The following is a 26,335-nucleotide window of genomic DNA, read 5'->3' on the forward strand; positions in this document are numbered from 1 at the left end:
CAGCGCAAATGAAAGGCAGTACGTGGGCCCACAATGCTTTGGCGCTAGCACCTGAAGACCCTGAGTGGTTGACCCGCGTGGCGAACTGGATGCGTTATTATCAGGTAGGAATACGCCAAGCTTTCTTCTGGCATCACCGTTTTGGTATTTTGGCACCAGAACATCCTCATGGCTTACGCATGTTCAGTATCGTTAGTAGCGCCAACATGCTTGCCGCCATGGCTATTCTCGGCTGGAAAGATGCAGTCATTTATCAGGGTTACCTCACGCATGCTGCGCTGAACAATGACTACCAGCTGCGGCTGGAGTACCGGGAGGAGCACCGTCGGGCCCAGGCTTTCATGTTGCGGCTGTTTGCCAGCTGGGTGGGCGATGCCGACCATGCTTGGCCAGCCTACGCCTACGACGAACCGATTTACGAAGCCCTGCTGCAGCACTGGCGTACGTCAGACCCGGCGGCGCTGGTGCCGTGCCTGCTGGCAGCCTGCGACCGCCATACCCACCAGGCCGGGCGTGACACGCTGACCAAGTTCTACGACTTCAGCACCGAGTGGGACCTGGGGCGGGTGCCGGTGGAAATCCTGTTGTTGTTCCGGCTGCGCGAATGGGAAGGCTTGGCTAACCCGTTGCTGGACCACCCGTTGATGGCTGCGCCTTATCATCAACTGCCTGCGCCGCAACCCGTGCCACCGCTGGACGAGTTGATGCAGGGTGTGGTGAAGCGTGCTAACGAGGATTGGCCAGGGGTTTACGAAGAGGTGTTATCGCTAGCGTCACTAAAAGCCAGTGCTACACAAAAGGGCCGCATTTGACGCGGTGCGAGCCATGCGTACCGCGTTGTGTAGGGATAGCGCCACTTTTGCTCAGCCTATGGCCTGCGCCTAGGGTAGTGCTCAGCCCCCATTTGGATGGCCCGCCTCACCAGCGACATCGCCTGGCTGGTGGTTCGAACCACCACGCTGCAAGGCACCGTCGCCAGTGGGCAACGTGTCACTGGCGACATCGGCGGCCAACTGCGCATCGATAGTCTGCAAGACAGCAGCCGTTACGACAGCCGCCAGCAAAACGCCGGCGTTAGCATCGCCGCCGGGACGGGGAGCGCCAGCGGCAGCATCAGTGCCGGCAACACCCGCATTGATAGCGACTACCTGAACGTGGCCGAACAAAGCGGCCTCAAAGCCGGCGACGGCGGCTTCCAGCTCACGGTAAAAGGCGACACCCCCCTCAGCGGCGGCGTCATTGCCAGCAGCGACGTCGCCGTGCAAGCCGGCGTCAACCGGCTGGACACCACGGCCACCCACCTCAGCGATCTGCACAACCAGGCCAGCTATAAGGCCAGCGGCTACAGCGTCAACGTCGGCGTCAGCAGCGGCAAACCCAGCGGCAGCGCCGCCTCCGACACCCGCGCCGGCATCAGCGGCATCGCCGGCAACAGCAGCGTGCGCAGCGGCGACGCCGAAACCGGCATTGCCAACCCGTTCGACGCCCAGCGCGTGGCGGCCAACGTGGGGGCACAGGTCGCCATCACCGCCGAATTCGGCCGCCAGGCCCCGCGTGCGTGGGCCGACTTTGCCCAGGCGCAGTCCATGATTGGTGACGTTACTTTGCCAGCCGGAACAAAAATGAATGTGAGTGTGGCTGGCGGTATATCTCCTGGAGCTGCGAAAGGCGTAGTGACTGGTGATAATGGTGGCGGCGGCGGTGTGCAGTTTCAAATAATCACCCCCGATAGGAAGCTGAATCAACAGTGGTTTAATGGTGCAAGGAATATTTGGTGATAAATCAGAATTTTAAAGATTGGTTTCGGAGAACTATTTTTCTCGGTGATGGTAGAAAAATAGTCTGTTTTTATTTTCAGGGTGATGGCGCTGATGACGTTTCTTTGTTTGATGAGAATCATAATGTTTTCTGTGTTGACTCTGATGGGCATGCTATTTGGCAGGTTCGCAGGGATGACAGTGTTCGAGGTGATGGGTGGTGGGAAGTGTTGCATGCTCATGCTCGACAAATTGGCGAAGATGGTGCTCGTAGGCCATTCACCTACTTTGTCATTAATTATCCCGATGGTAGTAATAATATAAACCCAGATACAGGAAGTCCGCCAGATCATGCAATTTGGACGCCGGGTGCCACAATTTGGTTAATGGGTTCGGCTTATCAGAAATATATACTCGACCCTGAGATGGGTATTGCCACAAACGTTACAAAAGGGAATCCACGGCCTTGGTGACATAAGGCGTTTGATTTGACCGGTGCCTGGTTTGCAAAAAAGCCTGATGGGCGAGCTGTTCGGGCCGAAGACGGTACAAGCTATTGTGCCGGGTGGTGAAAAGCTGGCGCGGATACCGGGCGTGGGCGAGACCGGTATCGATGATTTGTACAAGGTAAACCGCCGTGATGTGGACTACGTGAGCGTGGAATACAAGTTCGTGGGCCAGGACAACAAGACAGGGGCGCAGGTGTTGAAGAACACGGGGGATGGCAGGCAGGGCAGTGAGAGTTGGCTGCGAGGGGCGGAGAGGATTGAGAGGGCTGTTGGCGGCCCCAACAAGGAAGCGTTGGACATTCGTGATGCCCTTGACGCTGGTCGAGTTGAAAGCTGGGTGGTAACTGTTCGTCCAGATGGATCAACAGCGGTTCAAGTTCTTGATTCGTTCGGGCGTGTCAAACCCGTAGATACATCGAAGATTATTCTGCCGAACGCCAACCTGTCTGGAGCTCAACGATGATTCGTGGCTCAATCGGAAAGAGCGGATACTGGGCTGACCGTGCGAGCTATTGGCGGGAGGCGGTCGACAGAAGTTGGACAAGGATTGGTGAGCCCAGCGGCAACCCGGTGTACCGACCGCAATATGTTTGGGACACGAGCCTTTTCCTAGGACGCCTCCTATTGGTCGACTATTCCTCCGGCGCCCCCATCCGCGGCTTGCCCCAGCACTTTCCTGGCCTGCTCGACGCCTGGGCGCTGTCCAACCGCCTGAGTGACGAGGTCTGCAAAGAGTACGGCTGGCAAACCTGCCGCGACTGGGACTTCTCGCTGTCAAATCTCAACCACTACAACTGGTGCTTCTGGCTGGTGGGCTTGGCGCTGGTGCTGGAGATGCCCGAAGCGCAGTGGTAGCGCTTGATCCATCTGGCTGGCGGGAAGGGGAAGATGTGTTGCTCGACCGGGTGATCGCCACCCGGTCACCCGCGCGGCGTGTCGGCACCAGGCTGTTGCACGCCAAGCCCTACGCGCGGCTGCTCAAGGCAGTGGATGCCCCGGCAGACCAACAGGCTGGCTTGCTGCGAGACTTCGTTGATCATTGGTATCCCGAGCTAAAGCGCCCCGCGCCCAGGAATAAAAAGGCGCCCACCATCGAGCCGTTCTGGTACATCTATGGCGACCCGGTATTGAACCCGCTGGAGATGGGTAGCTACTTCGGTCGCTGGTGCATCGAGGCCGTGGCGGCAGTCAAAGCCTTTGGGCTGGACGACAACCTATGCCTGGGGCACGAGCACTATCCGGGCGACTTGCTGCGCCCTGATGGCCCCAGCACCCACCCGCAGCGTCCCGCCCCCAAAGTGGGCTGGCTGGCGCGGCTGCTGGGCAAGCGGGGTGGCTAAGCGAGTTCGTCAGATGCAGCAGCCGGCCAAGGTTGGTCGCAGGCGGCCGTGATTCGCGTTGCGCCGGACTGCAGCAGGCTCATGAGTATCGTCATCGCAGTGTGCCGCGGATAAAGCAACAGCCCCGCTGATTATCCAGACGGGGCTGTTGTGCGTCTGCCCTGATGCCAGGGCTGCGGCCAACCTTAGTTGGTGCGGAAGCGGCTGAAGCTCTGGCGGATTTCTTCTGTCAGTTCGCTCATGCGTGCGGCGGCGCGGGCGGCTTCGTCGGCGGCTTCGCGGTTGCGATGGGCAATGCTGGTGATGCGCTCTACCTCGCGCGAAACCTGCTCGCCGGAGCGGGCTTGCTCGGACAGGGCGCTGGCGATGTTCAGTACGCTCTGGCCCACATTTTCGGTGCCGCTCTGGATGGCCACGATGGATTCGCCGGCGCGCTGGCCCTGGGTGGCGCTGGTATGGGCGCGCTCAACCGACTGGTTCATCGCTTCCACGGCTTGTTGCGAGCTGATGCGGATGGCACCAATCATCTGTGCAATTTCACCGGTGGCCTTGGTGGTGCGCTCGGCCAGCTTGCGTACCTCGTCGGCCACTACGGCAAAACCGCGACCTTGTTCGCCGGCGCGAGCAGCTTCGATGGCGGCGTTCAGTGCCAGCAGGTTGGTCTGGTCGGCCACGTCACGGATGACGGAAACGATGTTGTCGATGGTTTGCGACTGACGGCCCAGCTCGTTGATGCTGCCGGCTGTGCTCTGGATCAGGGTGCTGATGGCGTCCATTTCCTTCACGGCACCCTTGATCACTTCCACGCCGTCACGGGCGTCACCACTGGCGTTGCGGGCCGCCAATTCGGCGCTACCTGCACTTTGGTGCAGCTCGCGAACGCCGACGGCCATTTGCTGGATAACTGTTGCCATTTCGTCAGCGGCGCGGTTTTGTTCTTCGCTGCGGCTCATCAGGCGCTGCATGGTGTCGCGCAGTTCTTGCGACGCGTTGCTGCTTTCCTGCACGCTGCGTTCCACGGTGCGCAGGGCGTCGTTCAGCTCGTGGGTCATGCGCGACAGGTTGTACAGCAGCGACGAGTTGTCGCCCTTGGCCAGGTTGACCTGGATGCCCAGGTTGCCGTGAGCGATTTCTTTCATCACGGTGGCGGCGTAGTCCGGCTCGCCGCCCAGTTGGCGGGTGAGGGTGCGCGCAATGATCAGAGCAACCACGATACTGGCCGCCACGCTGGCGATGATGGCGATGACCGCCGCTACCATGGTGTCACGCAGCGTGCTGGTGGTGGACGACTTCTGTTCTTCCATGACCTGGGTGTGGTGCGCGATCAGCTTGTCCAGCTGCATGCCGAGCAGGCCTTCCTGCGGCTCCATCTTCTCGCTGACGATGATGGAGGCGTCCCATTTTTGCTTGGTAATCATGGGGATAAGCTTGTCGGTGAGGCGGTTGAATTCCGCCAGCGACTTGCCGATTTTTTCTACCAGCACCAGCTCTTCCGGGTCGGACGAGATTTCCTGCATCAGCTTGAATTGCTGATTAGCCGTGACTACCGACTTTTTCAGGATGGCCATTTTTTCTTCCACCAGCTTGTCGTCGCTTTCCAGCAGGATGGTGCGAGCGGCGTTGGTGGAGGCCAGCAGGGCGCCGCTGAGGGTGCGCGAATACTGGATGACGGGTATGCGGTGCTCTACCAGTTCGGACACGCGTGACTGGATGACAGTCAAACGGTACAGGGTGAAGGCGGAACCCAGTACTAGCAGCAGAATGACCGCACCAAAACCCAGGCCCAGGCGCCGGGCCAGTGTCATTTTCCCCATGATGTTATTTTCCTTGCAGACGTGCTTCGATTGGGTGAAGGCAGTTGTCCATCGGCTGCCTATGTTTTTGTGTTTTGATATTAAAACGACTATCGCGCTTTTTAAAGAACCAAGTAGAAAATAGCGGTGTGCAATCGACATAAAAGCGATTGAATCGCGCTGGAAATGGCATGTGGCTGTCTGCCGGCCAGCGGGTTGTCACGGATAGGTGGCTGCAGGGGGAGCGTGTGTTGGCGGGTTGGCCGCCTGCGGGCTGCCAAGCCGGGTGGTGTTGGGCGCGCGTCGGTTGCCGCTGCTTGCCCGCCAGCAGCCAGCTGGTGGGCAATAGCCGTTGTAATGAGGCGGCAGCTTAGTCGGCTTGGCGTAGCTGGTGGATGTGCTGGTGGATCAGATGATGGGCGATCGAACGGGTGGCTGGCAGCCCGGGCAGCTGATCGATGTCGAACCAGGCCGCGTGTTCGATTTCGCCGGCTTGCGGGGTGATGTCCCCGTCCAGATAGTCGGCGACGAACGCCAGCATCAGCGAATGCGGAAAGGGCCAGGATTGCGACATGGCGTAACGCAGGTTGTGGATGCGTACGCCCACTTCCTCGAATGCCTCGCGGTGGACGCAGGCTTCCAGCGATTCGCCGGCCTCTACAAAGCCGGCCAGTGCGCTGTACATGCCGGGGGCGAAATGCGGGCTGCGCGCCAGCAGCAGTTCGCGCCCGCGGGTAATCAGCACCATCATGGCCGGCGACAGGCGCGGATAGTACAGCTCCCCGCACGATGGGCATTGACGGCCCAGGTCGTGGCGGTTGGGCTGCAGCGGGCTGGCGCAGACGCCGCAGAAACGGTGGCTGCGGGCAAAGCGATGCAGTTGGGCGGCGCGCGCCAGTAGCGCGCTCATGTCGGCCGGCAGCGTATAAATGGCTTGGCGCAAGCTGACGGCTTGCCAGTTTGCCGGCGGCGGGCCGATCAGTTCGGCGCTGTACAGGTTGGCCGCATCGTTGTGGCCGATGTAGCGCACGGCAGTATGCGCCTGGCCCGGTGCGCCGGGCAGGGCGTCGTCTTGCAGATACAGCTGTTCGCCGTTGAACAGGCACCACAGGTCGGGCAGGGTGGGGTGGGGATGCGGGGGCAGGTGCAGGATGGTCATGGCGCTTGGCTGGCGGGTGCGGGCTAGCCATTCTACGTGCTCCGGCGCAGGTGCCCAAGTGTCATGCCGCCTGTTGACTCATGATGGTGGTGGTCGGTTGGGGGTGTGCCTGCAGGGTGATGTGCCAGTGCGACAAGCCTTCGCTATCGGCGGCCTCGGCCAGCGCGCACAGGATGGTGCGGCCGTATATCGCGCGTTGGGCAAGGTGGCGCAGGATGCGGCGGCGCAGTGTGCTGTCGAGATCGGCGTGGCGTAGGTCCAGTAATACCAGTGGCGCGGTCTGCACCAGTGCACCAGCCAGGCTGGCCAGCAGTCGCTGCGTGGCGTCCAGTCGGGCTAGCGGAGTATTTGCCAGTGCGGTGAGCGACAGGCCATCCAGTGTCAGTGCCACGGCTTCGTGATCGATGGCTTGTGGACGGAAGAACCAGCGCCGCCCGCTGCGCTGCTGCAACAGATAGTGCTGTAGCGACCGTTTGTCTGTCGACGGAATGGCTTGTTGCTGGGCGAATGTGGCGCGCGCGGCTTGGCACAGGGTACCGCCTTGCTGCAGCAGGGCATTGTGCAGGCTTGACGCGGCAGCCAAGCCGCTGAAGGTGGTGAGCCGGTTGGCGCGCAAGCGCAGTGCGCGGCAGTCGGCGCGGCAGGTGTGTTGCTGACAGCTTGGTAGTGGGGTGTCGTAATCGAGATCTAGCATGGCGGGCTCCGGCGCAGCAAGGTGCACCGGAGCGGCACGCATTGCGCTTTTCAATATTGATAATAATTATCGTTTATTGAAAAGACAAGCCTCGTGCTTACCACTGCGGCAGGCGATCGCGGCACTCGCGAGCCTCTTGCTGCAGGCGGCTGAACAGCTCGGCAACAGTGGGCACGTCGTCGATCAACCCCTGTACTTGGCCGATTAGCTGCACTCCTTTGTCGTGGTTGCCTTCTTCGATGGCCAGACGGATCGATTCGGTGGCGGCGCCGAACTGGGCTAGCTGCCGCAGCGATTGCGGCTGAGTCAGCATGCCGCCGATGACCACCTTAGCCACCGGCATGCCCAGCTTGCGGCTGACGCCCATGGCGCGCCAGCCGGCGGTCAGCAGGCCCAGTGGTTTGCGGGTGGCTTTGCGGGCGGTGGCGGTATCCATTACCCGGCACCACAGGCCATCAAAGTTTTTGGAATAAATGGTATCGCTCACGTTACGTTCGCGGATCATGTCTTTGGTGCGCTGGTGCACCGGGCTTTCGCGGGTCATGGCCAGGCGGCTGCCCATGGCGATGGCGTCGGCGCCCAGCGCTAGGGCGGCAATCAGGCCGCTGCCGGTGCCGAAGCCACCGGCGGCGATGATGGGTAGCGACGATACCTTGCGGATGGCCGGAATCAGCACCAGCGACGTTACCTCGCCGCCGTGGGCCGCCGCTTCGTGGCCGGTTACCAGCAGGGCGTCCACGCCGGCTTTTTCTGCCGAGATGGCGTGCTTTTCGGTTACCACGGTGGCGATCACCTTGCCGCCATACTCGCGGGCGCGCTTGACGATCCAGTCGCCCTTGCCCAACGAGAAATTGATCACCGGTACTTTTTCCTGTAACGCGACTTCGGCATTCTCTTTGGCACCCGGCATCATCAGGGTGCAGCCAATGCCGAACGGCTTGTCGGTCAGTTCGCGAATGCGGCGAATGGCGGTGCGAGTTTGTTCGGCATTCAATGGGCCGGTAGCGAGGATGCCCAAGCCGCCTGCATTGCTGGTGGCGGCCACCAGCTCAGGTACGGCGATGTAGCTCATGCCAGGGCAGACCAGCGGCAGCTGAACGCCGAAGGTGTCGGTGAAGCGGGTTTGCATGGTGTTAGCTCTGTATGGGTTGTAGTGATGTATTCTTGTCAGAATCTTTGCCATTTTTCAAACGGATGTTTGATATGTATCTGATTCTGATTGGCTGGCTGTATGTCGTACTGATGCTGGCGGTAGCGCAAGATAGCTTGGTGCGGACTGGCATCATCGTGTTTTTTCTGGGAGTGTTGCCAACGTGGCTGATCCTGTGGATCGTGCGCCGGCGCCACTTGCGGCGCCAAAACCCGGATGGCGATATCTGATTCGACTGTCTTGAGTTGCGCCTTTTTATAGTGTTACAATTGCGAGTTCCCTCAATGTCTGGGGGATATCACGCACATCCGTACCAAAGGGTGCCCGTTTACGGGTTGTCTGTACGGATGGAGGCATAACCCTTTTGGAGATTCAGAATGTCCACCAACGTGACCATGCGTCAAATGCTTGAGGCCGGCGTACACTTCGGCCACCAAACCCGCTTCTGGAACCCGAAGATGGCTCAGTACATCTTTGGCAGCCGCAACAAGATTCACATCATCAACCTGGAAAAAACGCTGCCGCTGTTCGTGGAAGCCCAGGAATATGTGCGTCGTCTGACTGCCAACAAGGGTACCGTTCTGTTTGTGGGCACCAAGCGTCAAGCGCGTGAGATCGTCCGCGAAGAAGCCGCCCGTGCAGGCGTGCCGTTCGTGGATCACCGCTGGCTGGGCGGCATGCTGACCAACTACAAGACCGTTAAGCAGTCCATCAAGCGTCTTGAAGATAAGCGTGCTCAGCTCGAAGCTGGCGACCAGTCCGGTTTCAACAAGAAAGAACTGCTGGACCTGCAACGCGACGTTGAAAAACTGGAGCGTTCGCTGGGCGGTATCAAGGATATGAAAGGTCTGCCGGACGCGATCTTCGTTATCGATACCGGCTACCAGAAAGGTGCCGTTGTTGAAGCCAAGAAACTGGGTATTCCGGTAATCGGCGTGGTTGATACCAACAACTCGCCGGATGGCATTGACTACGTTATCCCGGGTAACGATGACTCCAGCCGCGCTATCCGCCTGTACGCTCGCGGTATCGCCGATGCTGTTCTGGAAGGCCGCGCTCAGGCAATCCAGGAAATCATCGCTGCTGAGCCGGCTGCTGCCGAGTAAGCAGAAGAAAAGGGGCGAAAGCCCCTTTTTTTAGACCTCAGTTTCAACGTATCACGATTTAATTCAAGGAGTTCACCATGGCGGAAATCACCGCAAAAATGGTATCCGACCTGCGCGCTGCGACCGGTCTGGGCATGATGGAGTGCAAGAAAGCACTGGTAGAAGCTGAAGGCGACCTGGCCAAAGCTGAAGAAATCCTGCGCATCAAGTCCGGTGCCAAAGCCTCCAAAATGGCTGGCCGCGTGGCTGCCGAAGGCATCATCGGTTCCTTCGTGGCTGGTGGCGTTGGCGCCCTGGTAGAAGTGAACTGCGAAACCGACTTCGTCGCCAAAGACCCGACCTTCATCGCACTGGCAACCGCCGCTGCCAAAGCCGTGGTTGAAGCCAACCCGGCCGACGTTGAAGCGCTGGCTGCTGTTGTGGTGGATGGCGAAGCTGTGGAAGAGATCCGCAAGGCTGCCATCGCCAAACTGGGCGAGAACATGACCATCCGTCGTTTCGTACGCTACGAAACCGACGGCGCCATCGCTACCTACCTGCACGGTGCCAAAATCGGCGTGATCGTCGATTTCAAAGGTGAAGAGCAAGTGGGCAAAGACGTGGCCATGCACGTTGCTGCCTCCAAGCCGATCTGTGTTTCCAAAGACCAGGTTTCTGCCGACGTGCTGGAACAAGAGCGCAAGATCTACACCGCTCAGGCTGCTGAATCCGGCAAGCCGGCCGACATCGTTGCCAAAATGGTTGAAGGTCGCATCAACAAGTTCCTGGCTGAAGTGACCCTGCTGGGTCAGCCGTTCGTGAAAAACCCGGACGTGACCGTAGAAAAACTGCTGGCCGAAAAAGGCGCTTCCGTAAAAGCTTTTGCTATGTTTGTAGTAGGCGAAGGCATCGAGAAGAAAGTGGTCGACTACGCTGCTGAAGTCGCTGCTGCTGCCCAGCTCTGATCGCTAGCTTAAGCTGATCGATATAACGGCACCCTGCACCGCAGGGTGCCGTTTCGCAAACTGAAGAATTCAAAACCGCATGCCAGAGGTAATCATGAGCCAATCCCCCGCCTATAAACGCATTCTGCTGAAGCTTTCCGGTGAAGCCCTGATGGGTGATGACAGCTACGGGATTAACCGCAATACGATCGAGCAGATCGTTTCCCAGATCAAGGAAGTGGTGGATCTGGGCGTGCAAGTCGGCATCGTGATTGGTGGCGGTAACATTTTCCGCGGCGTGGCTCCGGCCGCTGCCGGCATGGATCGTGCCACTGCCGACTACATGGGCATGATGGCCACCGTGATGAATGCGCTGGCACTGAAAGACGCCATGACCAAGGCCGGCCTGATTGCCCGCGTGCAATCCGCGCTGACCATGCAGCAGATTGCCGAGCCCTACGTGCGCGGCAAGGCCATGCAGTACCTGGAAGAAGGCAAAGTGGTGATTTTTGCCGCCGGTACCGGCAACCCGTTCTTTACCACCGACACCGCCGCTGCACTGCGCGGTATGGAAATGAACGTGGACATCATGCTGAAGGCCACCAAGGTTGACGGTGTGTACACCGACGATCCGAAGAAAAACCCGGACGCCGTACGCTACCAGACGCTGACTTTCGACGAGGCTATCTCGCGCAACCTGAAGGTGATGGACGCTACCGCCTTCGCGCTGTGCCGCGACCAGCACCTGAACATCAAGGTGTTCAGCATCTTCAAGCAGGGTGCGCTGACCCGCGTCGTGCTTGGCGAAGACGAAGGCACGCTGGTACACTGCTGATTTTAACGAATCCTCATAGGCGGAAACGGCCAGGCGCCGCTTTCCGCCTTGTTTTTCAGAATGACAACGGGAGTAATCATGATCAATGACGTGAAGAAGTCGGCCGAGCACAAAATGCAAAAATCGCTCGAGACCTTCAAGACCGACCTGGGCAAGGTGCGCACTGGCCGTGCTCACCCCGGCTTGCTCGACCACGTTATGGTGGAATACTACGGCAGCGATGTTCCGGTAAACCAGGTGGCCAACGTTACCAACATCGATGCCCGTACCCTGGGTGTGCAAGCTTGGGAAAAGACCATGGTTTCCAAGATCGAAAAAGCCATCCGTGACAGCGACCTGGGCCTGAACCCGTCGTCGATGGGCGAGCTGATTCGCGTGCCGATGCCGGCACTGACCGAAGAGCGTCGCCGCGACCTGATCAAGGTCGTGCGTGCCGAGGCTGAAGGTGCGCGTGTTGCCGTGCGCAACGTGCGCCGCGATGCCAACAACGACTTCAAAAACCTGCTGAAGGATAAGGCCATCACCGAGGACGAAGAGCGCCGCGGCCAGGACGAAATCCAGAAGCTGACCGACAAGTACACTGCCGAAATCGACAAGGCGCTGGCCGCCAAAGAAGCCGAACTGATGGCTGTATAAGGGGCGTCCCTTGTTTGCAAGTTCAACACAGGATGTGCCGGAGGCGCGTGCCGTGCCTCGGCACATTGCCATCATCATGGATGGCAACGGCCGCTGGGCCAAGAAGCGCTTCCTGCCACGCGTAGCCGGTCACAAGCGCGGCCTGGACGCTGTGCGTGACACCGTCAAGGCCTGCTCGGAGCTGGGGGTGGAATTCCTCACCCTGTTTGCGTTTTCCACCGAAAACTGGCGTCGCCCGGAAGAGGAAGTCAGCTTCCTGATGGAGCTGTTCTTCGTGGCGCTGGAGCGCGAAGTCGAGCGCCTGCACCGCAACAACATCCGCTTGAAAGTGGTGGGCGCGCGTGAACGCTTTTCGCCGGCTATCCTGGCCCGTATCGACGCCGCAGAGTCACTGACGGCGGGCAATACCGGGCTGACGCTGACCATCGCTGCCGATTACGGTGGCCGCTGGGACGTGCTGCAGGCGGTGAATGGTTTGCTGGCCAAGGGAGTGACGCAGATTGCAGAGGCCGACATTGCGGCCAACCTGTCTACTGCGTACGCGCCGGAGCCGGACCTGTTCATCCGCACCGGCGGCGAACAGCGCATCAGCAACTTCCTGTTGTGGCAGCTGGCGTACAGCGAGCTGTACTTTACCGACCTGCTGTGGCCGGATTTTGGTCGCGAGGCCCTGACCGCTGCGCTGGACTCCTTTGCTGCCCGCGAGCGCCGTTTCGGCCGCACCAGCGAGCAGTTGCCCGAAGCGCAACGCCGAGGCTGATTCATGCTCAAGACCCGTATCATCACGGCGCTGGTCCTGCTTCCTTTGATGCTGGCCGCGCTGTTCTTTTTTCCGCCCGCTGCCTGGGCGGCCTTTTCCTGGCTGATCATCGTGCTTGCCATGTGGGAGTACGCCCGCATGGCCGCCATCCGTGGCATGCAGCAATGGCTGTATCTGGGGGGTAGCACGCTGTTGGCCGCGGCCGCCTGGTTCAGCGGTTTCGTGCCGGATGGCACCATGATGGCCATTTCGCTGCTGGTCTGGCTGGTACTGGCACCGCTGTGGCTGCGCAAGCGCTGGGCCATTCCGGGGGGCATGCCGGCTATGGTGCTGGGCTGGTTGCTGATGTTTCCGGCGTGGTTTGCTTTTCTGGCCTGGCACCCGGACAGTTCGGCGGTTAGCGGCAAGCAGCTGCTGGCGGTGATGGGCCTGGTATGGGTGGCCGACGTGGCGGCCTACTTTGCCGGCAAAGCGTTCGGCAAACACAAGCTGGCACCGGCCATCAGCCCGGGTAAAAGCTGGGAAGGTGTCGTCGGTGCCGTCATCGGCGTGGCGGCTTACGTGTGGCTGGTGAATGATCTGGGCTGGCTGAACATCCCGCTGCCGCTGGTACTGCTGCTGCCGCTGGCGCTGGGCCTGACTGTGGTCAGCGTGGTAGGGGACCTGCTCGAGTCCTGGTTCAAGCGCAGTGCCGGCATCAAGGACAGCAGCAATCTGTTGCCTGGCCACGGCGGCGTCTACGATCGCATCGATAGCCTGATCGCCGTGCTGGCGGTATCGCACGCACTGCGTTTGCTGCTTGCTTGAGATTTGCATGACTATTCAATACATAACTGTACTCGGCGCCACCGGTAGCATCGGCAGCAATACGCTGGATGTGGTGGCCATGCACCCGGATCGCTACCGGGTGTTTGCCCTGGCTGCCCACAGCCAGGTCGACAAACTGCTGCAGCAATGCCTGCAGCATCGTCCGCGCTACGCAGTGCTGGTGGATGCGGCGGCGGCGGCCAGCTTGCAGCAGCAGTTGGCCGCCGCAGGCGCCGACACCGAAGTGCTGGCCGGCGAGGCCGCGCTGAGTGATATTGCCTGCGCTGCCGAGGTGGACATGGTGATGGCCGCCATCGTCGGCGCGGCTGGTCTGCGGCCAACCTTGGCAGCCGCGGCGGCCGGCAAGCGTATCCTGCTGGCCAATAAGGAATCGCTGGTGGTTGCTGGCGACCTGTTTATGCGCACCGTGCGCGAGAGCGGCGCCACCTTGCTGCCGGTGGATAGCGAGCACAATGCGCTGTTCCAGTCGCTGCCGGCCGGTTTTGACGGCGATCTGGCCGCGGCCGGGGTGGTGGAACTGATCCTGACGGCGTCGGGTGGCCCGTTCCGGCACCATAGCCTCGAACAGTTGCAACATGTCACGGCGGACGATGCCTGCAAGCACCCGAACTGGGTAATGGGGCGCAAGATTTCGGTAGACTCTGCCAGCCTGATGAACAAGGGGCTGGAGGTGATCGAGGCGCGCTGGCTGTTCAATACGCCGGCCGAGCAAATCAAGGTGGTAGTGCACCCGCAAAGTGTTATCCACTCCATGGTGCGTTACCACGACGGTTCCATCATGGCGCAACTGGGGTCGCCCGACATGCGCACGCCGATCGCCTACGCCATGGCCTGGCCGCAGCGCATTGCCGCCCCAGTGCAGGCGCTGGATTTCCTGACGCTGGGCAGCCTGACCTTCGAAGCACCCGACCTGCAGCGCTTTCCGTGCCTGCGACTGGCATTTGATAGCCTGCGTACCGGTGGCGACGCCTCGGCAGTGCTGAATGCGGCCAACGAAGTGGCCGTTGCCAGCTTTCTCTCCGGTCGCATCGGCTTCCTGCAGATTCCGCAACTGATCGAGCGCGCGCTGTCACGGATGGATCTGGCGCTCAGTGCGGATCTTGATAGCCTGCTGGCCAAAGATGCCGCCACGCGGGCGCTGGTGACGGAGTGGGTGGCAGCATGACGGTGCTGTCCTTCCTGCTGGTGATCGGCGTGCTGGTCACCTTTCACGAGTTTGGCCACTTCCTGGCGGCCAGGCTGTGTGGCGTCAAGGTGCTCACTTTTTCCATCGGTTTCGGCAAGCCGCTATGGGCACGCACCATCGGTGATACCGAGTGGCGGCTGGCATGGATTCCGCTGGGCGGTTTTGTGCGCATGCTGGACGAGCGCGAGGCGCCGGTGGCTCCGGCCGACCGGCCCCGCGCCTTTAACCAGCGCCCGGTATGGCAGCGCATGATCATCGTGCTGGCTGGGCCGCTGGCCAATCTGCTGCTGGCAGTGGGGCTGTTTTCCGTCACCATGAGCGGCGAGCAAACCCGGCTGCAGCCGCTGGTAGGCACGGTGGCCGCGCAAACCGCCGCGGCGGCGGCTGGCGTCAAGCCGGGCGATCGCATCGTGGCTGTTAACGGCCAACGCGTCGCCGACTGGGGCGAGGCGCGCGAGGCGATGGGCATGGCCATCGTCAACGACGGCCGGCTGGAGCTGGCCTTGCAGCGCCAGCAACAAGCACTGACGGCCCGTTTTGACCTGGCTGGCTTTGGCCTGGAAAAGTTCGATCAGGCGACCATGGGCAAGCTGGGTGTCTTGCCGGCGCGTTATTTACCCGAAATTGCCGCGGTGCAGCCGGGTGGCGCAGCGGCGCGTGCAGGGCTGAAGGCCGGGGACCGGTTGTTGGCTGTCAATGGCAAACCGCTGGCAAGCTGGGAAGCTTGGGTGCAGTGGGTGCACAATCATCCTGGTGAGCAGTTCACCGTGTCTGTACTGCGTAATGGCAAGCCTCTGCAACTGTCTTTGCGCCCCGATGTGGTGGTGCAGGACGGTGGTAGTGTTGGCCGCATTGGCGCAGCGCCCGCCATCGACAAACCCTGGCTGGCAAGCTTGACGCAGCGCGTGCAGGTGCCGTTTGCCGAAGCAATGGCCGCTGCGCTGGCCCGTACGCGCGACCTGTCATGGCATACGCTCGGAACGCTCGGTGCCATGGTGACTGGCGGTGTCTCGCTGGACGCCTTGAGCGGCCCGCTGACGATTGCAGAGTATGCCGGCAAGAGTGCGGACGCTGGCTGGGTGGCGCTGCTGGAATTCATGGCACTGATCAGTGTCAGTCTAGGGGTATTCAATCTGCTGCCTGTGCCGATGCTGGATGGCGGGCACTTGCTGTATCATGTGGCGGAATGGCTCAGGGGGCGACCGCTTCCTGATCGCGTATACGAAGTCGGTCAGCGTCTGGGGATGGCTTTCATTTTGATGGTCATGATGCTGGCCCTGTTCAATGACTTCGCCCGGTTGCTGGCCGGCTAGGATCATAACAAACATGAACAAACGTTTACTTGCTGCGGCCGTTGCCGCTGCTTTCCTGTCGCCGGCCTGGGCCGCTGACGCTTTCGTCATCAAGGACATCCGTGTTGAAGGGTTGCAGCGTACCGAACCGGGTACCGTCTTCAACTACTTGCCGCTGAAAGTGGGTGACACCTTCGACCCGCAGCGCGCGCCCGATATCATCAAGGCCTTGTACGGCACCGGCTTTTTCAACGATGTTCGTGTCGAATCCGACGGCGATGTGCTGGTTTTGTCGGTGAGCGAGCGGCCGGTCATCGCCCAGCTGCAGGTCAACGGCAGCAAGGAGTTTCCGAAAGAGCAGCTGATCAAGGCGATGAAAGATAACGGCTTGGCCGAGTCGCGCATTTTTGACCAAGGCTTGCTGGACCAAGCTGTGCAAGAGCTGAAGCGCCAGTATTTCAGCAAGGGCAAGTATTCTGCCGAGATCCAGACCCAGATTACCCGCCTGGAACGTAACCGCGTGGCGGTGACGCTGGATATCGTGGAAGGTGTAACCGCCAAGATCAGCGATATCCGTATCGTCGGCAACAAGGCATTCAGCGAGGACACGCTGCTGGAAGAGATGTCGCTGACGCCAAGCGGTTTCATGACCTGGTTGTCGCGCTCCGACCGCTACTCCAAGCAGCAGCTGTCTGCCGACCTGGAAAAAATCCGCGCCTTCTATCTGAACCAGGGCTATGCCGAGTTCAATATCGAGTCCACCCAGGTGGCGATCAGCGCCGACAAACAGGACATGTTTGTGACGCTGAACCTGGTAGAGGGCAAGCAGTACAAGATTGCCGATATCCGTCTGGCAGGTGATCTGCGCGTCCCGCAAGAAGAGCTGCGCAAGCTGATTACGGTCAAGCAGGGTGCGCTGTTCAACCGGGAAGACATCAATAACTCGATCAAGGCCGTTTCCGAACGCCTGGAAGCCGATGGCTACGCCTTTGTCAGCGTCAACCCGGTACCGGAGATCGACAAGGACAAACAAACCGTCAGCCTGACGTTCTTTGTGGATCCGGGCCGCCTGACGACCGTGCGTCGCGTCAATGTGGCTGGCAACACCCGTACCCGAGACGAAGTGATCCGTCGCGAGCTGCGTCAGCTGGAAAGCGCCCAGTACAACGGTGCGGCCATCAAGCGCAGCAAGGAGCGCCTGGAGTTGCTGGGCTACTTTGAAACGGTCAATATCGATACGCCGGCAGTTGCCGATACGGCGGATCAGGTGGACATGAATATTACCGTCAAAGAGCGCGCTACCGGTTCCATCAACGCCGGTATCGGCTATGCGCAAGGCGATGGCCTGCAGCTGAGCGGTTCCGTTTCGCAAGCCAACGTGCTGGGTTCAGGCAAGTCGCTGTCGGTAGGCTTTTCCAATGGCAAGACCTCCAAGTCGGCTACCGTGTCGTTTACCGACCCGTACTACACCGTGGACGGCGTCAGCGTGGGCTACGACCTTTACCGCCGTGTGTACAACCCGGCCTCGACGGACACCAACAAGTACAAGACCAATACCTTCGGCGGTGCCGTGCGCTTTGGCGTGCCAGTGACCGAGTACGACCGTATCAATTACAGCTTTGGTGCCGAAAACACCAAGATCACGCTGTTCAGCGACAGTCCGCAGCGTTACAAGGATTTCGTTAACCAGTACGGCCGTTCCAACATGACGCTGCTGGCATCTGCAGGCTGGTCGCGTGACACCCGTGACAGCGCGGTATGGCCAACCACTGGCTACACCATGGGGGTGTCGCTGGACGCTGGCTTGCCGGGTGGCGATATCCAGTACTATCGCATGTCGCATAGTCAGCAATGGTTCTGGCCGCTGAGCAAGACCTACACGCTGGCTGTCAGCGGTGACATCGGCTTCGTCAACGGTTACGGCCGTACCAGCCGTGTACCGTTCTTCCAGAACTACTATCTGGGTGGTCTGGGCTCGGTGCGTGGTTACGAAAACGGCAGTATGGGCCCGCTGGACACCAACGGAGATGCACTGGGTGGTACCCGCAAGGCGACAACCTCGGCCGAGTTGCTGTTCCCGTTCCCGGGCATGCGTGATAATCGCAGTTTGCGTACCAGCCTGTTCTTTGATGCCGGTACGTTGTGGGACCCGAAAGATGCTTCGGTCACGGCCTCAAGCGGTTTGCGTTATTCGGCCGGTATGTCGCTGACCTGGGTGTCGCCGATTGGCCCGCTGAAGTTCAGCTATGGTGTGCCGCTGAAGAAGAAATCGGGCGACCAGCTGCAACGCTTCCAGTTCACCATTGGTCAAGTGTTCTAAGGACGGCTCATGTCAACCAGAAACCTGCTGTTACTGCCGCTGGCCCTGCTATCGTTCAGTGTTGCCGCTGCGGAAGTCAAAATCGGCTACGTCAATACCGAGCGTGTCTATCGCGAAGCGCAGCCGGCTTTGAATGCCCAGAAAAAGCTGGAGCGCGAGTTTGCCACCCGCGAGGCGGAGCTGAAAAAGCTGGCGGCACGCGGCAAGGAACTGGAAGGCTTGCTGGCCAAGAACAAGACCCCCAGCCCCGAGCGTCGCCAGATGGAGCGCGAGCTAGAGTCGGTCGACCGTGAGTATCAGGCCAAGGCCCGTGATTTCCGCGACGACCTGAACCAGCGCCGTAACGAAGAGTTTGCTGCGGTGCAGGAGCGTGCCAACCGGGTGATCCGCCAGATGGCAGAGCGCGAGCAGTACGACCTGATCCTGCAGGATGTGGTCTATGTCAGCCGCACGCTGGACATCACCGACAAGGTATTGAAAGAGCTGGGTAAATAGCCGTTTGCCGGCATCTTGATCAACCGAAGCCGACGTTACGTCGGCTTCGTCTTTGCTAACTGTCATGAAACTATCGCACATCGTGGCCGCCCTGGGCGGCGAGCTGCAGGGCAACGATATCGACGTCGATCGCCTTGCCAGCATGGAAGAAGCCGGGCCGGCTCAGCTGACCTTTCTGGCCAACCCCAAATACCGCAGCCAGCTGGACAGCACGGCCGCTGGCGCCGTCATCGTCAAGCCGGCGCTGGCCGAAGCAGCAGCCAAGGTTGGCCGCAGCCTGATCCTGACGCCGGACCCGTACCTGTACTTTGCCCGCGTAGCCACCTTGCTGACGCCGCCGCCGGCCGCGCAGGCCGGTATCCACCCGCGCGCCGTGGTGGGCGAGGGCAGCGTGCTGGGCGAGGGCTGCGAAGTACGCGAGATGGTCAGCATCGGCCGCAACGTTACCCTTGGCCAGCGCTGCATCCTGCACCCCGGGGTGGTGATCGGCGATGGTGTCACCATCGGCGACGATGCCCGCATCTACCCCAATGTCACCATTTACCACGGCTGCCGCCTGGGCGATCGCGTCATCCTGCATGCGGGTGCCGTCATCGGCGCCGACGGCTTTGGCCTGGCCTGGGCCGGCGATGGCTGGTTCAAGATTCCGCAAACCGGCGTGGTGGTGATCGGCGACGACGTGGAAGTCGGCGCCAATACCACCATCGACCGCGGCGCGCTGAAAGATACCGTGATCGGCAACGACGTGAAGCTGGATAACCAGATCCAGCTGGCGCACAACGTGCATGTGGGCGACCATACCGCCATGGCCGGCTGTGCCGCCGTGGCCGGCAGTACCCGCATCGGCGCCCGCTGTACCATTGGCGGCGCCGCCCGCATCATCGGCCACCTGGATATTGCCGACGGTACCCACGTGGGCGCCGGTACCCTGATTTCCAAATCCATCCGCAAGGCCGACGCGTACACCGCGGTGTACCCGATGGCCACCCACAAGGAATGGCTGTCCAACGCGGCGCACCTGCGCCATCTGGACGAGCTGGTTACCCGTGTCAAACAACTTGAAAAAGCGCTGCAACAAGCGCAGGACAATAAGGACTCCCAACCATGACTGAAGCCGTGAGCAACGCTGCTGCCGTATCCATCGACGTACGCGAGATCATGCGTTACCTGCCGCACCGCTACCCGTTCCTGCTGGTGGACCGCGTCACCGAGTTCGTGACCAACGAGCGCATCAAGGCCATCAAGAACGTGACCGTTAACGAGCCGTTCTTCATGGGCCACTTCGAGCAATACCCGGTGATGCCGGGCGTGCTGATCATCGAGGCGCTGGCGCAGGCGGCCGGCATCCTGTCGATCCGCAGCGAAGGCGAGCGCCCGGAAAACGAACTGTACTTCTTCGTCGGTATCGACAACGCCCGCTTCAAGCGCCAGGTGGTGCCGGGCGACCAGCTGACGCTGGAAGTGGAGCAGCTGACCATGAAGCGCGGCATTGCCAAGTACAACGCCCGTGCGCTGGTAGACGGCCAGGTGGCCTGTGAAGCGCAAATCATGTGTGCCAAACGCGAGGTATAACCATGGCCATTCATCCCACCGCCATCATTGCCGATGGCGCGCAGATTGCTGACGACGTCGAAATCGGCGCCTACAGCATCATCGGTGCCAATGTCAGCATCGGCAGCGGCACCTGGGTGGGCCCCCACGTGGTGATCGAGGGGCATACCACCATCGGCAAGAACAACCGCATCTTCCAGTTTTGCTCGCTGGGCGCCATTCCGCAGGATAAAAAATACGCCGGCGAGCCGACGCGCCTGGAAATCGGCGACGGCAACACCATCCGCGAGTTCTGCACCTTCAACATCGGTACCGCGCAAGACGTGGGCGTCACCCGTCTGGGCAACAACAACTGGATCATGGCCTACGTGCATCTGGGCCACGACTGCCAGATCGGCGACAACACCATCTTCGCCAACAACGCCACGCTGGGCGGCCACGTGCATGTGGGCGACTGGGTGATCCTGGGCGGCTTTACCAGCGTGCACCAGTTCTGCCACATCGGCGACCACGCGATGACCGCCTTCTCCAGCGCCGTGGCGCAAGACGTGCCGCCGTACGTGATGGCACACGGCAACCGTGCGGTGCCGGCCGGCATCAATGCCGAAGGCCTGAAGCGTCGCGGTTTCAGCGCGGAACAGATCCGTACCGTGCGTAACGCCTACAAGTCGCTGTACCGCAAGGGCCTGGGCTTTGACGAGGCCCGTGCCGAGATCGAAACCGAAGCCGCCGCAGGCAAGACCGAGCTGGACGCCTTCGTCCGCTTCTTTGCTGCGGCCAACCGCGGCATCATCCGTTAAGCCATGGCGGAGCGGCTGTTTACCCGCCCGGGTGCCCTGAAGGTGGCCATGGTCGCCGGCGAGGCCTCGGGCGACTTGCTGGGCGCGCACCTGATGGACGCGCTGAAAGCGGCGCACCCCGATGTCGAGTTTGCCGGCATCGGCGGCCCGCGCATGCTGGCGCGCGGCTTCACCAGCCAGGTGCCGCAAGAGCGGCTGGCGGTACGCGGCTACGTGGAGGTGCTGTCGCGCCTGCCCGAGCTGCTGCGCATCCGCCGCACGCTGCGCGACACGCTGCTGGCGGAAAAGCCGGACGTGTTCATCGGCATCGATGCGCCAGATTTCAACCTGGCGCTGGAAAAATGGCTGAAGCAGGCCGGCTTGCGCACCGTGCATTACGTCAGCCCGTCGGTGTGGGCGTGGCGGCCGGAGCGGGTGGTGAAGATCGGCGACAGCGCCGATCAGGTGCTGTGCCTGTTTCCGATGGAAAAACCGCTGTACGACGCGGCCGGCGTGCCGGCCACGTTTGTCGGCCACCCGCTGGCCAGCGAAATCCCGTTGCAGCCGGACCGCGCTGCCATGCGCGAGCAACTGAGCCTGCCGCGGCAGGCGCCGGTGTTTGCGCTGATGCCCGGCAGCCGCAAGAGCGAGCTGGAATTCATGGGCGGCCTGTATATCGAGGTGGCGCGGCAGCTGCTGGCGCGCTACCCGGACGCGCAGTTTCTGGTGCCGCTGGCCACGCGGCCAACCCTGGACCAGTTCGACCAGCTGCTGACCCGGCACAAGGCGTGGGATCTGCCCATCCGCAAACTGTTTGGCCACGCCCAGATGGCGATGATCGCTGCCGACGTGGTGCTGGTCACCAGCGGCACCGCTACGCTGGAAGTGGCGCTGACCAAGCGGCCGATGGTGATCAGCTACAAGCTGTCGTGGCTGACCTACCAGCTGGTAAAGCGCAAGCTCAAGCTGCCGTATGTGGGCTTGCCCAATATCCTGGCCAAGCGCTTTGTGGTGCCCGAGCTGCTGCAGAAAGACGCTACGGTGGAAAAACTCACCGCGGCGGTAGCCGAGCTCTACGACAACCAGGCCAGCCGGCAGGACATCGTCGACACCTTTACCGAGCTGCACCTCAGCCTGAAGGCCGATTCCGCCAGGCTGGCGGCCGAGGCCATCCTGAAAGTGGCACGATGCTGATCTGTGGTGTAGACGAAGCGGGCCGTGGCCCGCTGATCGGCTCGGTGTTTGCCGCGGCCGTCATTCTGGACCCGGCGCGGCCCATCGCCGGCCTGGCCGACTCCAAAAAGCTCAGCGAAGCCCGGCGCGAGGCGCTGGCGCCGCTGATCCGCGAGCAGGCGCTGGCGTGGTGCATTGCCAGCGCCAGCGCGCAGGAAATCGACCAGCTCAATATCTTCCAGGCCACCATGCTGGCGATGTCGCGCGCGGTGGCCGGCTTGCAAGTGTTGCCGGACAAGGCGCTGATCGACGGCAACAAGGTGCCCAAGCAGCTGCTGGTGCCGGCCGAGGCCATCGTCAAGGGCGACGCCAAGGTGCAAGAGATTTCCGCTGCATCCATCCTGGCCAAGACCGCGCGCGACGCCGAAATGATCGCGCTGGACGCCATCCACCCGCAGTACGGTTTTGCCCGTCACAAAGGCTACCCCACCGCCGAGCACCTGAAGGCACTGGCCGAGCACGGTGCGCTGGCCGAGCACCGCCGCAGCTTCGGCCCGGTGCGGCTGCAGCTGGCGGCGCAGCAGGGCAGCCTGTTCTAGGTTGGCCGCATGCGCAAAGCCAGCTTTGCCCCGGTGGTAGACGCCGATACCCGCATCCTGATTCTGGGCTCGCTGCCTGGCGACGCCTCGCTGGCGGCGGCGCAGTACTATGCCCACCCGCGCAACCAGTTCTGGCGCCTGCTGGGCGCGGTGCTGGCGGTGCCGCTGGCGGACATGCCGTACCTGCAGCGGCTGGCTGCCATGCAGCAGCACGGTGTTGGGCTGTGGGACGTGGTGGCCGAGGCCTCGCGCCGTGGCAGCCTCGATAGCGCCATCCGCGACGCGCGCGCCAACCCGCTGGCCGAGCTGGTGGCCAGCTTGCCGGCGCTGCGCGTGGTGGCATTCAACGGCCAGACGGCGGGCAAGGCGGCGCCACAGTTGGCCTCCAGCGGGGTGCCGGTGTTGGTGCTGCCGTCCAGCAGCCCGGCGCATACGCTGGCGTTCGATAAAAAACTTCAAGAATGGCAGGCATTGGGCCGATACTGTGATTAGGCCAATTTCTGGTGTCTGTCATGAATCGTTACTGCATCTGGTTTGTCACGCCCGACCATCCCGTCAGCCGCCACGCCGAGATCACGCTGGCCGGCACCATCCATAACCATCACGTGCTGGAAGACATCGAGCGGCGCCTGGCCAGCAGCTTGCAGTTGTCCCGCATCCACATTACCGACTGGAAGCGCTTCGAGGACCCGCCGCTGGCGGCCAACCCTGCCGCCGCTTGAGCCGTTTGCCTTACCTGTCAGCCGCGTCTGTGAGAAGATGCGGCTTTCATTTTTTGTGCCTGTCCCTGCCATGCAAACCGTCGAGCAAACCCGCGACTGGCTACTGGCACGCGCCCGCGTGCCGGCCCGTACTGAAACCCTTCCCCTGTTGCAAGCCGCTGGCCGCGTGCTGGCCAGCGATCTGGTGTCCACGCTGGCGGTGCCACCGCACGATAACAGCGCGATGGATGGCTACGCCGTGCGGGCGGCGGAGGCGGGGGCGGCCTTGCCGGTCAGTCAGCGCATTCCGGCGGGCAGTATGCCCGCGCCACTCGACGCCGGCACGGCCGCGCGCATTTTCACCGGCGCGCCGGTGCCGCTGGGTGCCGATGCGGTGGTGATGCAGGAGCAGGCCGAGCTGCAGGCCGACGGCAGCGTGGTGTTCACGGCGACGGTCAGTGCCGGCCAGAACATCCGCCGCCGTGGCGAGGACATTGCCGATGGCCAGACGGTGTTGGCCGCAGGCCAGCGCCTGCGCGATGCCGACCTGGGCTTGGCCGCGTCGATCGGGGCGGCAACGCTCAGCGTGCACGCCCGCTTGCGGGTGGCGGTGTTCTTTACCGGTGACGAGCTGCTGGAGCCCGGGCAGCCGGCGGCGCCGGGCAAAATCTACAACTCCAACCGTTACTGGCTGGTGCCGGCGCTGCAGGCGCTGGGGTGCGAGGTGCTGGACCTGGGCATCATCGCCGACAACCTGGCTGCCACGCGTCAGGCGCTGCGCGAAGCAGCGGCAGTCGCCGACGTGGTGATGACCTGCGGTGGCGTGTCGGTGGGTGAGGAAGACCACGTCAAGGCGGCTGTGGAAGCCGAGGGCGAGCTGCAGCTGTGGAAAATCGCCATCAAGCCCGGCAAGCCGCTGGCCAGCGGCCGTATCGGCGACGCCGACTTCATCGGCCTGCCGGGCAACCCGGTGTCCGGTTATGTCACTTTTGCGGTGCTGGTGCGCGACTTCCTGCGCGCGCGCCAGGGCGAGGTGGTGCCCGCGTGGCAGCCGCAGTACTGGCTGCCGGCCGGTTTTGACTGGAGCAAGCCCGACACCCGGCGCGAAGAGTTCCTGCGCGTGCGTGTGGTGCAGCAGGATGGCCGGCTGCTGCTGCAGCGCTATCCGAACCAGGGGTCCGGCGTGTTGACCTCGTGCGCCTGGGCCGATGGTCTGGTGCGGCTGCAGCCCGGCCAGGCGGTAACGGCGGGCGAGTTGCTGCCGGTGTACACGCTGTGACGCTGCTGCGTTTCGAGCGTGGCGGCCAACTGCTGGCCGAGGTGGAGGCCAGCGCCGGTGACGTGCTGATCGACGTGGCGCGCTTTCACGACGTGCCCTTGCATTGGCGCTGCGGTCAGGGCACGTGTGGTACTTGTGCGGTGCGCATCCGTCATTCGGGGCAGCCGCGGCTGGTGCAGGTTGGCCGCAAGGAACGCAATGTGCTGCTGCGCGCCGGCTTGTGCGATGCGGCCGCCGCTGCCAGCGAGCAGTGGCCGGATGCGCCGGCTACCGTGCGGCTGGCTTGTCATTTATCTGTGGAAGACACGCCTTGGTGTGTCAGCTTGCCGGCTGACTGAGGGCGAAAGGAGAGCACGATGCCGAAGAAACTTGCTGTCAATGCGGTAAGTCTGGCGCTGGATAGCGCGCAACTGGTGCACGACAACCTGTCCGGCGCGGTGGCCATCGGCGATACCTTGTGGGTGGCCGGCGACGAAGCCTGCGGCCTGGACCGCCTGCTGCGCGATCGCCATGCCGAGGGCTTGCACTTCGTGGCCGATGGCCATTACCCGCTGGCCGATTACCTCGACCTGCCGGATAGCGCCGACATCGAAGCCGACCTGGAAGGCCTGGCGGTGGCCGATGGCTATCTGTGGCTGGTAGGCTCGCACGGGCTGAAGCGCAAGGCGCCGAGGCCGGAACGCGATGCTGCGGCCAACCTGAAGCGGCTGGCCACCGTCAGTCACGACGGCAACCGCTGCCTGCTGGTGCGCATCCCGCTGCAAGACGACGGCGACGGCGTATTTTCGCTGCAGAAAAGCACGGCAGACGGACGCTCGGCTGCCATACTCAAGGGCAAGAAAAAGCACAACGAGCTCACGGCCTTGCTGGCCGACGATCCACAGCTGGCGCCGTTCATGGCCATTCCCGGCAAGGACAACGGTTTTGACGTGGAAGGTCTGGCGGCAGTAGATGGCCGCCTGCTGCTGGGCTTGCGTGGCCCGGTGTTGCGCGGCTGGAGTTGCCTGCTGGAAGTGCGGGTGGCCGAGCACAAGGGCGAATTGCGCCTGCAGCCGCTGGACGACAGTGGCCTGCTGTACCGCAAGCACTTCCTGCCATTGGCGGGGCTGGGCGTGCGCGACTTGTACCTGGATGGCGACGACCTGATGCTGCTGGCCGGGCCGACCATGGTGCTGGACGGTGCCGTGCGCGTGTTCCGCTGGCAGGGCGCACGCGGCTTGCTGGCCGGTGTGGCAGCAGGCGAAGCGGCTGCCTTGTGGTGGGACGGCGTGCACGAGCACCTGGCGCTGCCGCACGGCAAGGGGGTGGATCGGGCCGAGGCGTTGTGCGCCATGCCGGCGCACTGGCTGGGCGAGCTGGCCTGGCTGGTGCTGTACGACGCGCCGTCTGCCAAGCGCAAGCCGCAGCCCGGAGTGGTGTACGGTGATGTGATGACGCGCTAGCGCGCGACACGGCAAAGCTGCGTACAAT

Annotated in this window: 31 protein-coding genes; 27 read left to right on the top strand and 4 right to left on the bottom strand. The window is 62.1% G+C overall.

Annotated features, from left to right (window positions below):
* Positions 1 to 179: 179 nt before the first annotated feature.
* From FLQ03_RS10475 to FLQ03_RS19280, 6 genes are all read left to right on the top strand, one after another.
* Positions 180 to 812: a hypothetical protein gene (locus FLQ03_RS10475; protein ID WP_206210943.1), complete on the top strand. Its 633-nt coding sequence runs from the start codon at positions 180 to 182 to the stop codon at positions 810 to 812.
* Between the two features lie 96 nt (positions 813 to 908).
* Complete coding sequence (locus tag FLQ03_RS10480; protein WP_144372139.1) at positions 909 to 1,778, top strand: hemagglutinin repeat-containing protein; 870 nt, start codon at positions 909 to 911, stop codon at positions 1,776 to 1,778.
* Positions 1,775 to 2,230: a hypothetical protein gene (locus FLQ03_RS10485; RefSeq protein ID WP_144372140.1), complete on the top strand. Its 456-nt coding sequence runs from the start codon at positions 1,775 to 1,777 to the stop codon at positions 2,228 to 2,230. Before FLQ03_RS10480 ends, FLQ03_RS10485 begins: the two co-directional genes overlap by 4 nt.
* A 31-nt stretch (positions 2,231 to 2,261) precedes the next feature.
* Positions 2,262 to 2,729: a hypothetical protein gene (locus tag FLQ03_RS10490; RefSeq protein ID WP_144372141.1), complete on the top strand. Its 468-nt coding sequence runs from the start codon at positions 2,262 to 2,264 to the stop codon at positions 2,727 to 2,729.
* Complete coding sequence (locus tag FLQ03_RS19275; RefSeq protein WP_206210944.1) at positions 2,726 to 3,121, top strand: PoNe immunity protein domain-containing protein; 396 nt, start codon at positions 2,726 to 2,728, stop codon at positions 3,119 to 3,121. The genes FLQ03_RS10490 and FLQ03_RS19275 overlap by 4 nt, the downstream gene beginning before the upstream one ends.
* On the top strand, positions 3,115 to 3,606 hold the full coding sequence (locus tag FLQ03_RS19280; protein WP_206210945.1) for a PoNe immunity protein domain-containing protein: 492 nt from the start codon (positions 3,115 to 3,117) through the stop codon (positions 3,604 to 3,606). The genes FLQ03_RS19275 and FLQ03_RS19280 overlap by 7 nt, the downstream gene beginning before the upstream one ends.
* 185 nt (positions 3,607 to 3,791) lie before the next feature.
* Here FLQ03_RS19280 and FLQ03_RS10500 read toward each other — a convergent pair whose 3' ends face one another.
* The 4 genes from FLQ03_RS10500 to FLQ03_RS10515 form a co-directional block, all read right to left on the bottom strand.
* Positions 3,792 to 5,420, bottom strand: coding sequence for a methyl-accepting chemotaxis protein (locus FLQ03_RS10500; RefSeq protein WP_170252377.1), 1,629 nt, complete (start codon positions 5,418 to 5,420; stop codon positions 3,792 to 3,794).
* 349 nt (positions 5,421 to 5,769) lie between these two features.
* Positions 5,770 to 6,558 carry an NAD(+) diphosphatase gene (gene nudC / locus FLQ03_RS10505; protein WP_144372143.1) on the bottom strand — a complete coding sequence of 263 codons (789 nt, stop codon included), beginning with the start codon at positions 6,556 to 6,558 and terminating at the stop codon, positions 5,770 to 5,772.
* Positions 6,559 to 6,619: 61 nt separating this feature from the next.
* Positions 6,620 to 7,252, bottom strand: a complete 633-nt coding sequence (locus FLQ03_RS10510; protein WP_144372144.1) for a P-loop NTPase family protein — start codon at positions 7,250 to 7,252, stop codon at positions 6,620 to 6,622.
* 97 nt (positions 7,253 to 7,349) lie between these two features.
* Complete coding sequence (locus FLQ03_RS10515; protein ID WP_144372145.1) at positions 7,350 to 8,381, bottom strand: NAD(P)H-dependent flavin oxidoreductase; 1,032 nt, start codon at positions 8,379 to 8,381, stop codon at positions 7,350 to 7,352.
* A 74-nt stretch (positions 8,382 to 8,455) separates the two neighbouring features.
* Between FLQ03_RS10515 and FLQ03_RS19115 the strand changes: the two genes are divergently transcribed.
* The 21 genes from FLQ03_RS19115 to FLQ03_RS10615 all read left to right on the top strand — a co-directional run bounded on the left by FLQ03_RS19115 (position 8,456) and on the right by FLQ03_RS10615 (position 26,307).
* Complete coding sequence (locus tag FLQ03_RS19115) at positions 8,456 to 8,632, top strand: hypothetical protein (RefSeq protein ID WP_170252378.1); 177 nt, start codon at positions 8,456 to 8,458, stop codon at positions 8,630 to 8,632.
* 147 nt (positions 8,633 to 8,779) lie between these two features.
* Entirely contained in the window at positions 8,780 to 9,508 is a 729-nt protein-coding gene (gene rpsB / locus FLQ03_RS10520; RefSeq protein ID WP_144372146.1) for a 30S ribosomal protein S2, read from the top strand.
* A 77-nt stretch (positions 9,509 to 9,585) separates the two neighbouring features.
* Complete coding sequence (gene tsf, locus FLQ03_RS10525) at positions 9,586 to 10,452, top strand: translation elongation factor Ts (protein WP_144372147.1); 867 nt, start codon at positions 9,586 to 9,588, stop codon at positions 10,450 to 10,452.
* Between the two features lie 94 nt (positions 10,453 to 10,546).
* Positions 10,547 to 11,266, top strand: coding sequence for a UMP kinase (gene pyrH, locus FLQ03_RS10530; RefSeq protein ID WP_144372148.1), 720 nt, complete (start codon positions 10,547 to 10,549; stop codon positions 11,264 to 11,266).
* Between the two features lie 78 nt (positions 11,267 to 11,344).
* Complete coding sequence (gene frr, locus FLQ03_RS10535) at positions 11,345 to 11,902, top strand: ribosome recycling factor (protein WP_144372149.1); 558 nt, start codon at positions 11,345 to 11,347, stop codon at positions 11,900 to 11,902.
* Between the two features lie 10 nt (positions 11,903 to 11,912).
* Positions 11,913 to 12,662, top strand: coding sequence for a polyprenyl diphosphate synthase (gene uppS, locus FLQ03_RS10540; protein ID WP_170252379.1), 750 nt, complete (start codon positions 11,913 to 11,915; stop codon positions 12,660 to 12,662).
* Positions 12,663 to 12,665: 3 nt separating this feature from the next.
* Positions 12,666 to 13,469 carry a phosphatidate cytidylyltransferase gene (locus tag FLQ03_RS10545; protein ID WP_144372150.1) on the top strand — a complete coding sequence of 268 codons (804 nt, stop codon included), beginning with the start codon at positions 12,666 to 12,668 and terminating at the stop codon, positions 13,467 to 13,469.
* Between the two features lie 7 nt (positions 13,470 to 13,476).
* Positions 13,477 to 14,655 (top strand): 1-deoxy-D-xylulose-5-phosphate reductoisomerase, encoded by a 1,179-nt coding sequence (gene ispC, locus FLQ03_RS10550; RefSeq protein ID WP_144372151.1) that lies wholly within the window; start codon positions 13,477 to 13,479, stop codon positions 14,653 to 14,655.
* Positions 14,652 to 15,989 (top strand): RIP metalloprotease RseP, encoded by a 1,338-nt coding sequence (gene rseP / locus FLQ03_RS10555; protein ID WP_144372152.1) that lies wholly within the window; start codon positions 14,652 to 14,654, stop codon positions 15,987 to 15,989. The genes ispC and rseP overlap by 4 nt, the downstream gene beginning before the upstream one ends.
* A gap of 13 nt (positions 15,990 to 16,002) precedes the next feature.
* Positions 16,003 to 18,288 carry an outer membrane protein assembly factor BamA gene (gene bamA / locus FLQ03_RS10560; RefSeq protein ID WP_144372153.1) on the top strand — a complete coding sequence of 762 codons (2,286 nt, stop codon included), beginning with the start codon at positions 16,003 to 16,005 and terminating at the stop codon, positions 18,286 to 18,288.
* A 9-nt stretch (positions 18,289 to 18,297) separates the two neighbouring features.
* The gene (locus FLQ03_RS10565; protein WP_144372154.1) at positions 18,298 to 18,783 is read left to right on the top strand and encodes an OmpH/Skp family outer membrane protein; all 486 of its coding nucleotides are present in this window, start codon (positions 18,298 to 18,300) and stop codon (positions 18,781 to 18,783) included.
* Positions 18,784 to 18,847: 64 nt separating this feature from the next.
* Entirely contained in the window at positions 18,848 to 19,891 is a 1,044-nt protein-coding gene (gene lpxD / locus FLQ03_RS10570; protein WP_144372155.1) for a UDP-3-O-(3-hydroxymyristoyl)glucosamine N-acyltransferase, read from the top strand.
* Positions 19,888 to 20,355 (top strand): 3-hydroxyacyl-ACP dehydratase FabZ, encoded by a 468-nt coding sequence (gene fabZ, locus FLQ03_RS10575; protein WP_144372156.1) that lies wholly within the window; start codon positions 19,888 to 19,890, stop codon positions 20,353 to 20,355. Before lpxD ends, fabZ begins: the two co-directional genes overlap by 4 nt.
* Positions 20,356 to 20,357: 2 nt before the next feature.
* Positions 20,358 to 21,134, top strand: a complete 777-nt coding sequence (gene lpxA / locus FLQ03_RS10580) for an acyl-ACP--UDP-N-acetylglucosamine O-acyltransferase (RefSeq protein ID WP_144372157.1) — start codon at positions 20,358 to 20,360, stop codon at positions 21,132 to 21,134.
* Between the two features lie 3 nt (positions 21,135 to 21,137).
* Positions 21,138 to 22,307: a lipid-A-disaccharide synthase gene (gene lpxB / locus FLQ03_RS10585; RefSeq protein WP_144372158.1), complete on the top strand. Its 1,170-nt coding sequence runs from the start codon at positions 21,138 to 21,140 to the stop codon at positions 22,305 to 22,307.
* Positions 22,301 to 22,885 carry a ribonuclease HII gene (gene rnhB, locus FLQ03_RS10590; RefSeq protein ID WP_206210946.1) on the top strand — a complete coding sequence of 195 codons (585 nt, stop codon included), beginning with the start codon at positions 22,301 to 22,303 and terminating at the stop codon, positions 22,883 to 22,885. Before lpxB ends, rnhB begins: the two co-directional genes overlap by 7 nt.
* 9 nt (positions 22,886 to 22,894) lie before the next feature.
* Positions 22,895 to 23,377 carry a DNA-deoxyinosine glycosylase gene (locus tag FLQ03_RS10595; protein WP_144372159.1) on the top strand — a complete coding sequence of 161 codons (483 nt, stop codon included), beginning with the start codon at positions 22,895 to 22,897 and terminating at the stop codon, positions 23,375 to 23,377.
* Positions 23,378 to 23,397: 20 nt separating this feature from the next.
* Entirely contained in the window at positions 23,398 to 23,607 is a 210-nt protein-coding gene (locus FLQ03_RS10600) for a hypothetical protein (RefSeq protein WP_144372160.1), read from the top strand.
* Between the two features lie 70 nt (positions 23,608 to 23,677).
* A complete protein-coding gene (locus tag FLQ03_RS10605; protein ID WP_144372161.1) occupies positions 23,678 to 24,865 on the top strand; it encodes a molybdopterin molybdotransferase MoeA in 1,188 nt (395 codons plus the stop codon).
* A complete protein-coding gene (locus FLQ03_RS10610; protein ID WP_144372162.1) occupies positions 24,862 to 25,203 on the top strand; it encodes a 2Fe-2S iron-sulfur cluster-binding protein in 342 nt (113 codons plus the stop codon). The genes FLQ03_RS10605 and FLQ03_RS10610 overlap by 4 nt, the downstream gene beginning before the upstream one ends.
* A gap of 18 nt (positions 25,204 to 25,221) precedes the next feature.
* Positions 25,222 to 26,307 carry a DUF3616 domain-containing protein gene (locus FLQ03_RS10615; RefSeq protein ID WP_144372163.1) on the top strand — a complete coding sequence of 362 codons (1,086 nt, stop codon included), beginning with the start codon at positions 25,222 to 25,224 and terminating at the stop codon, positions 26,305 to 26,307.
* Positions 26,308 to 26,335 lie beyond the last annotated feature (28 nt).

This window comes from Vogesella urethralis, from assembly GCF_007644045.2.
GTDB lineage: Bacteria > Pseudomonadota > Gammaproteobacteria > Burkholderiales > Chromobacteriaceae > Vogesella > Vogesella urethralis.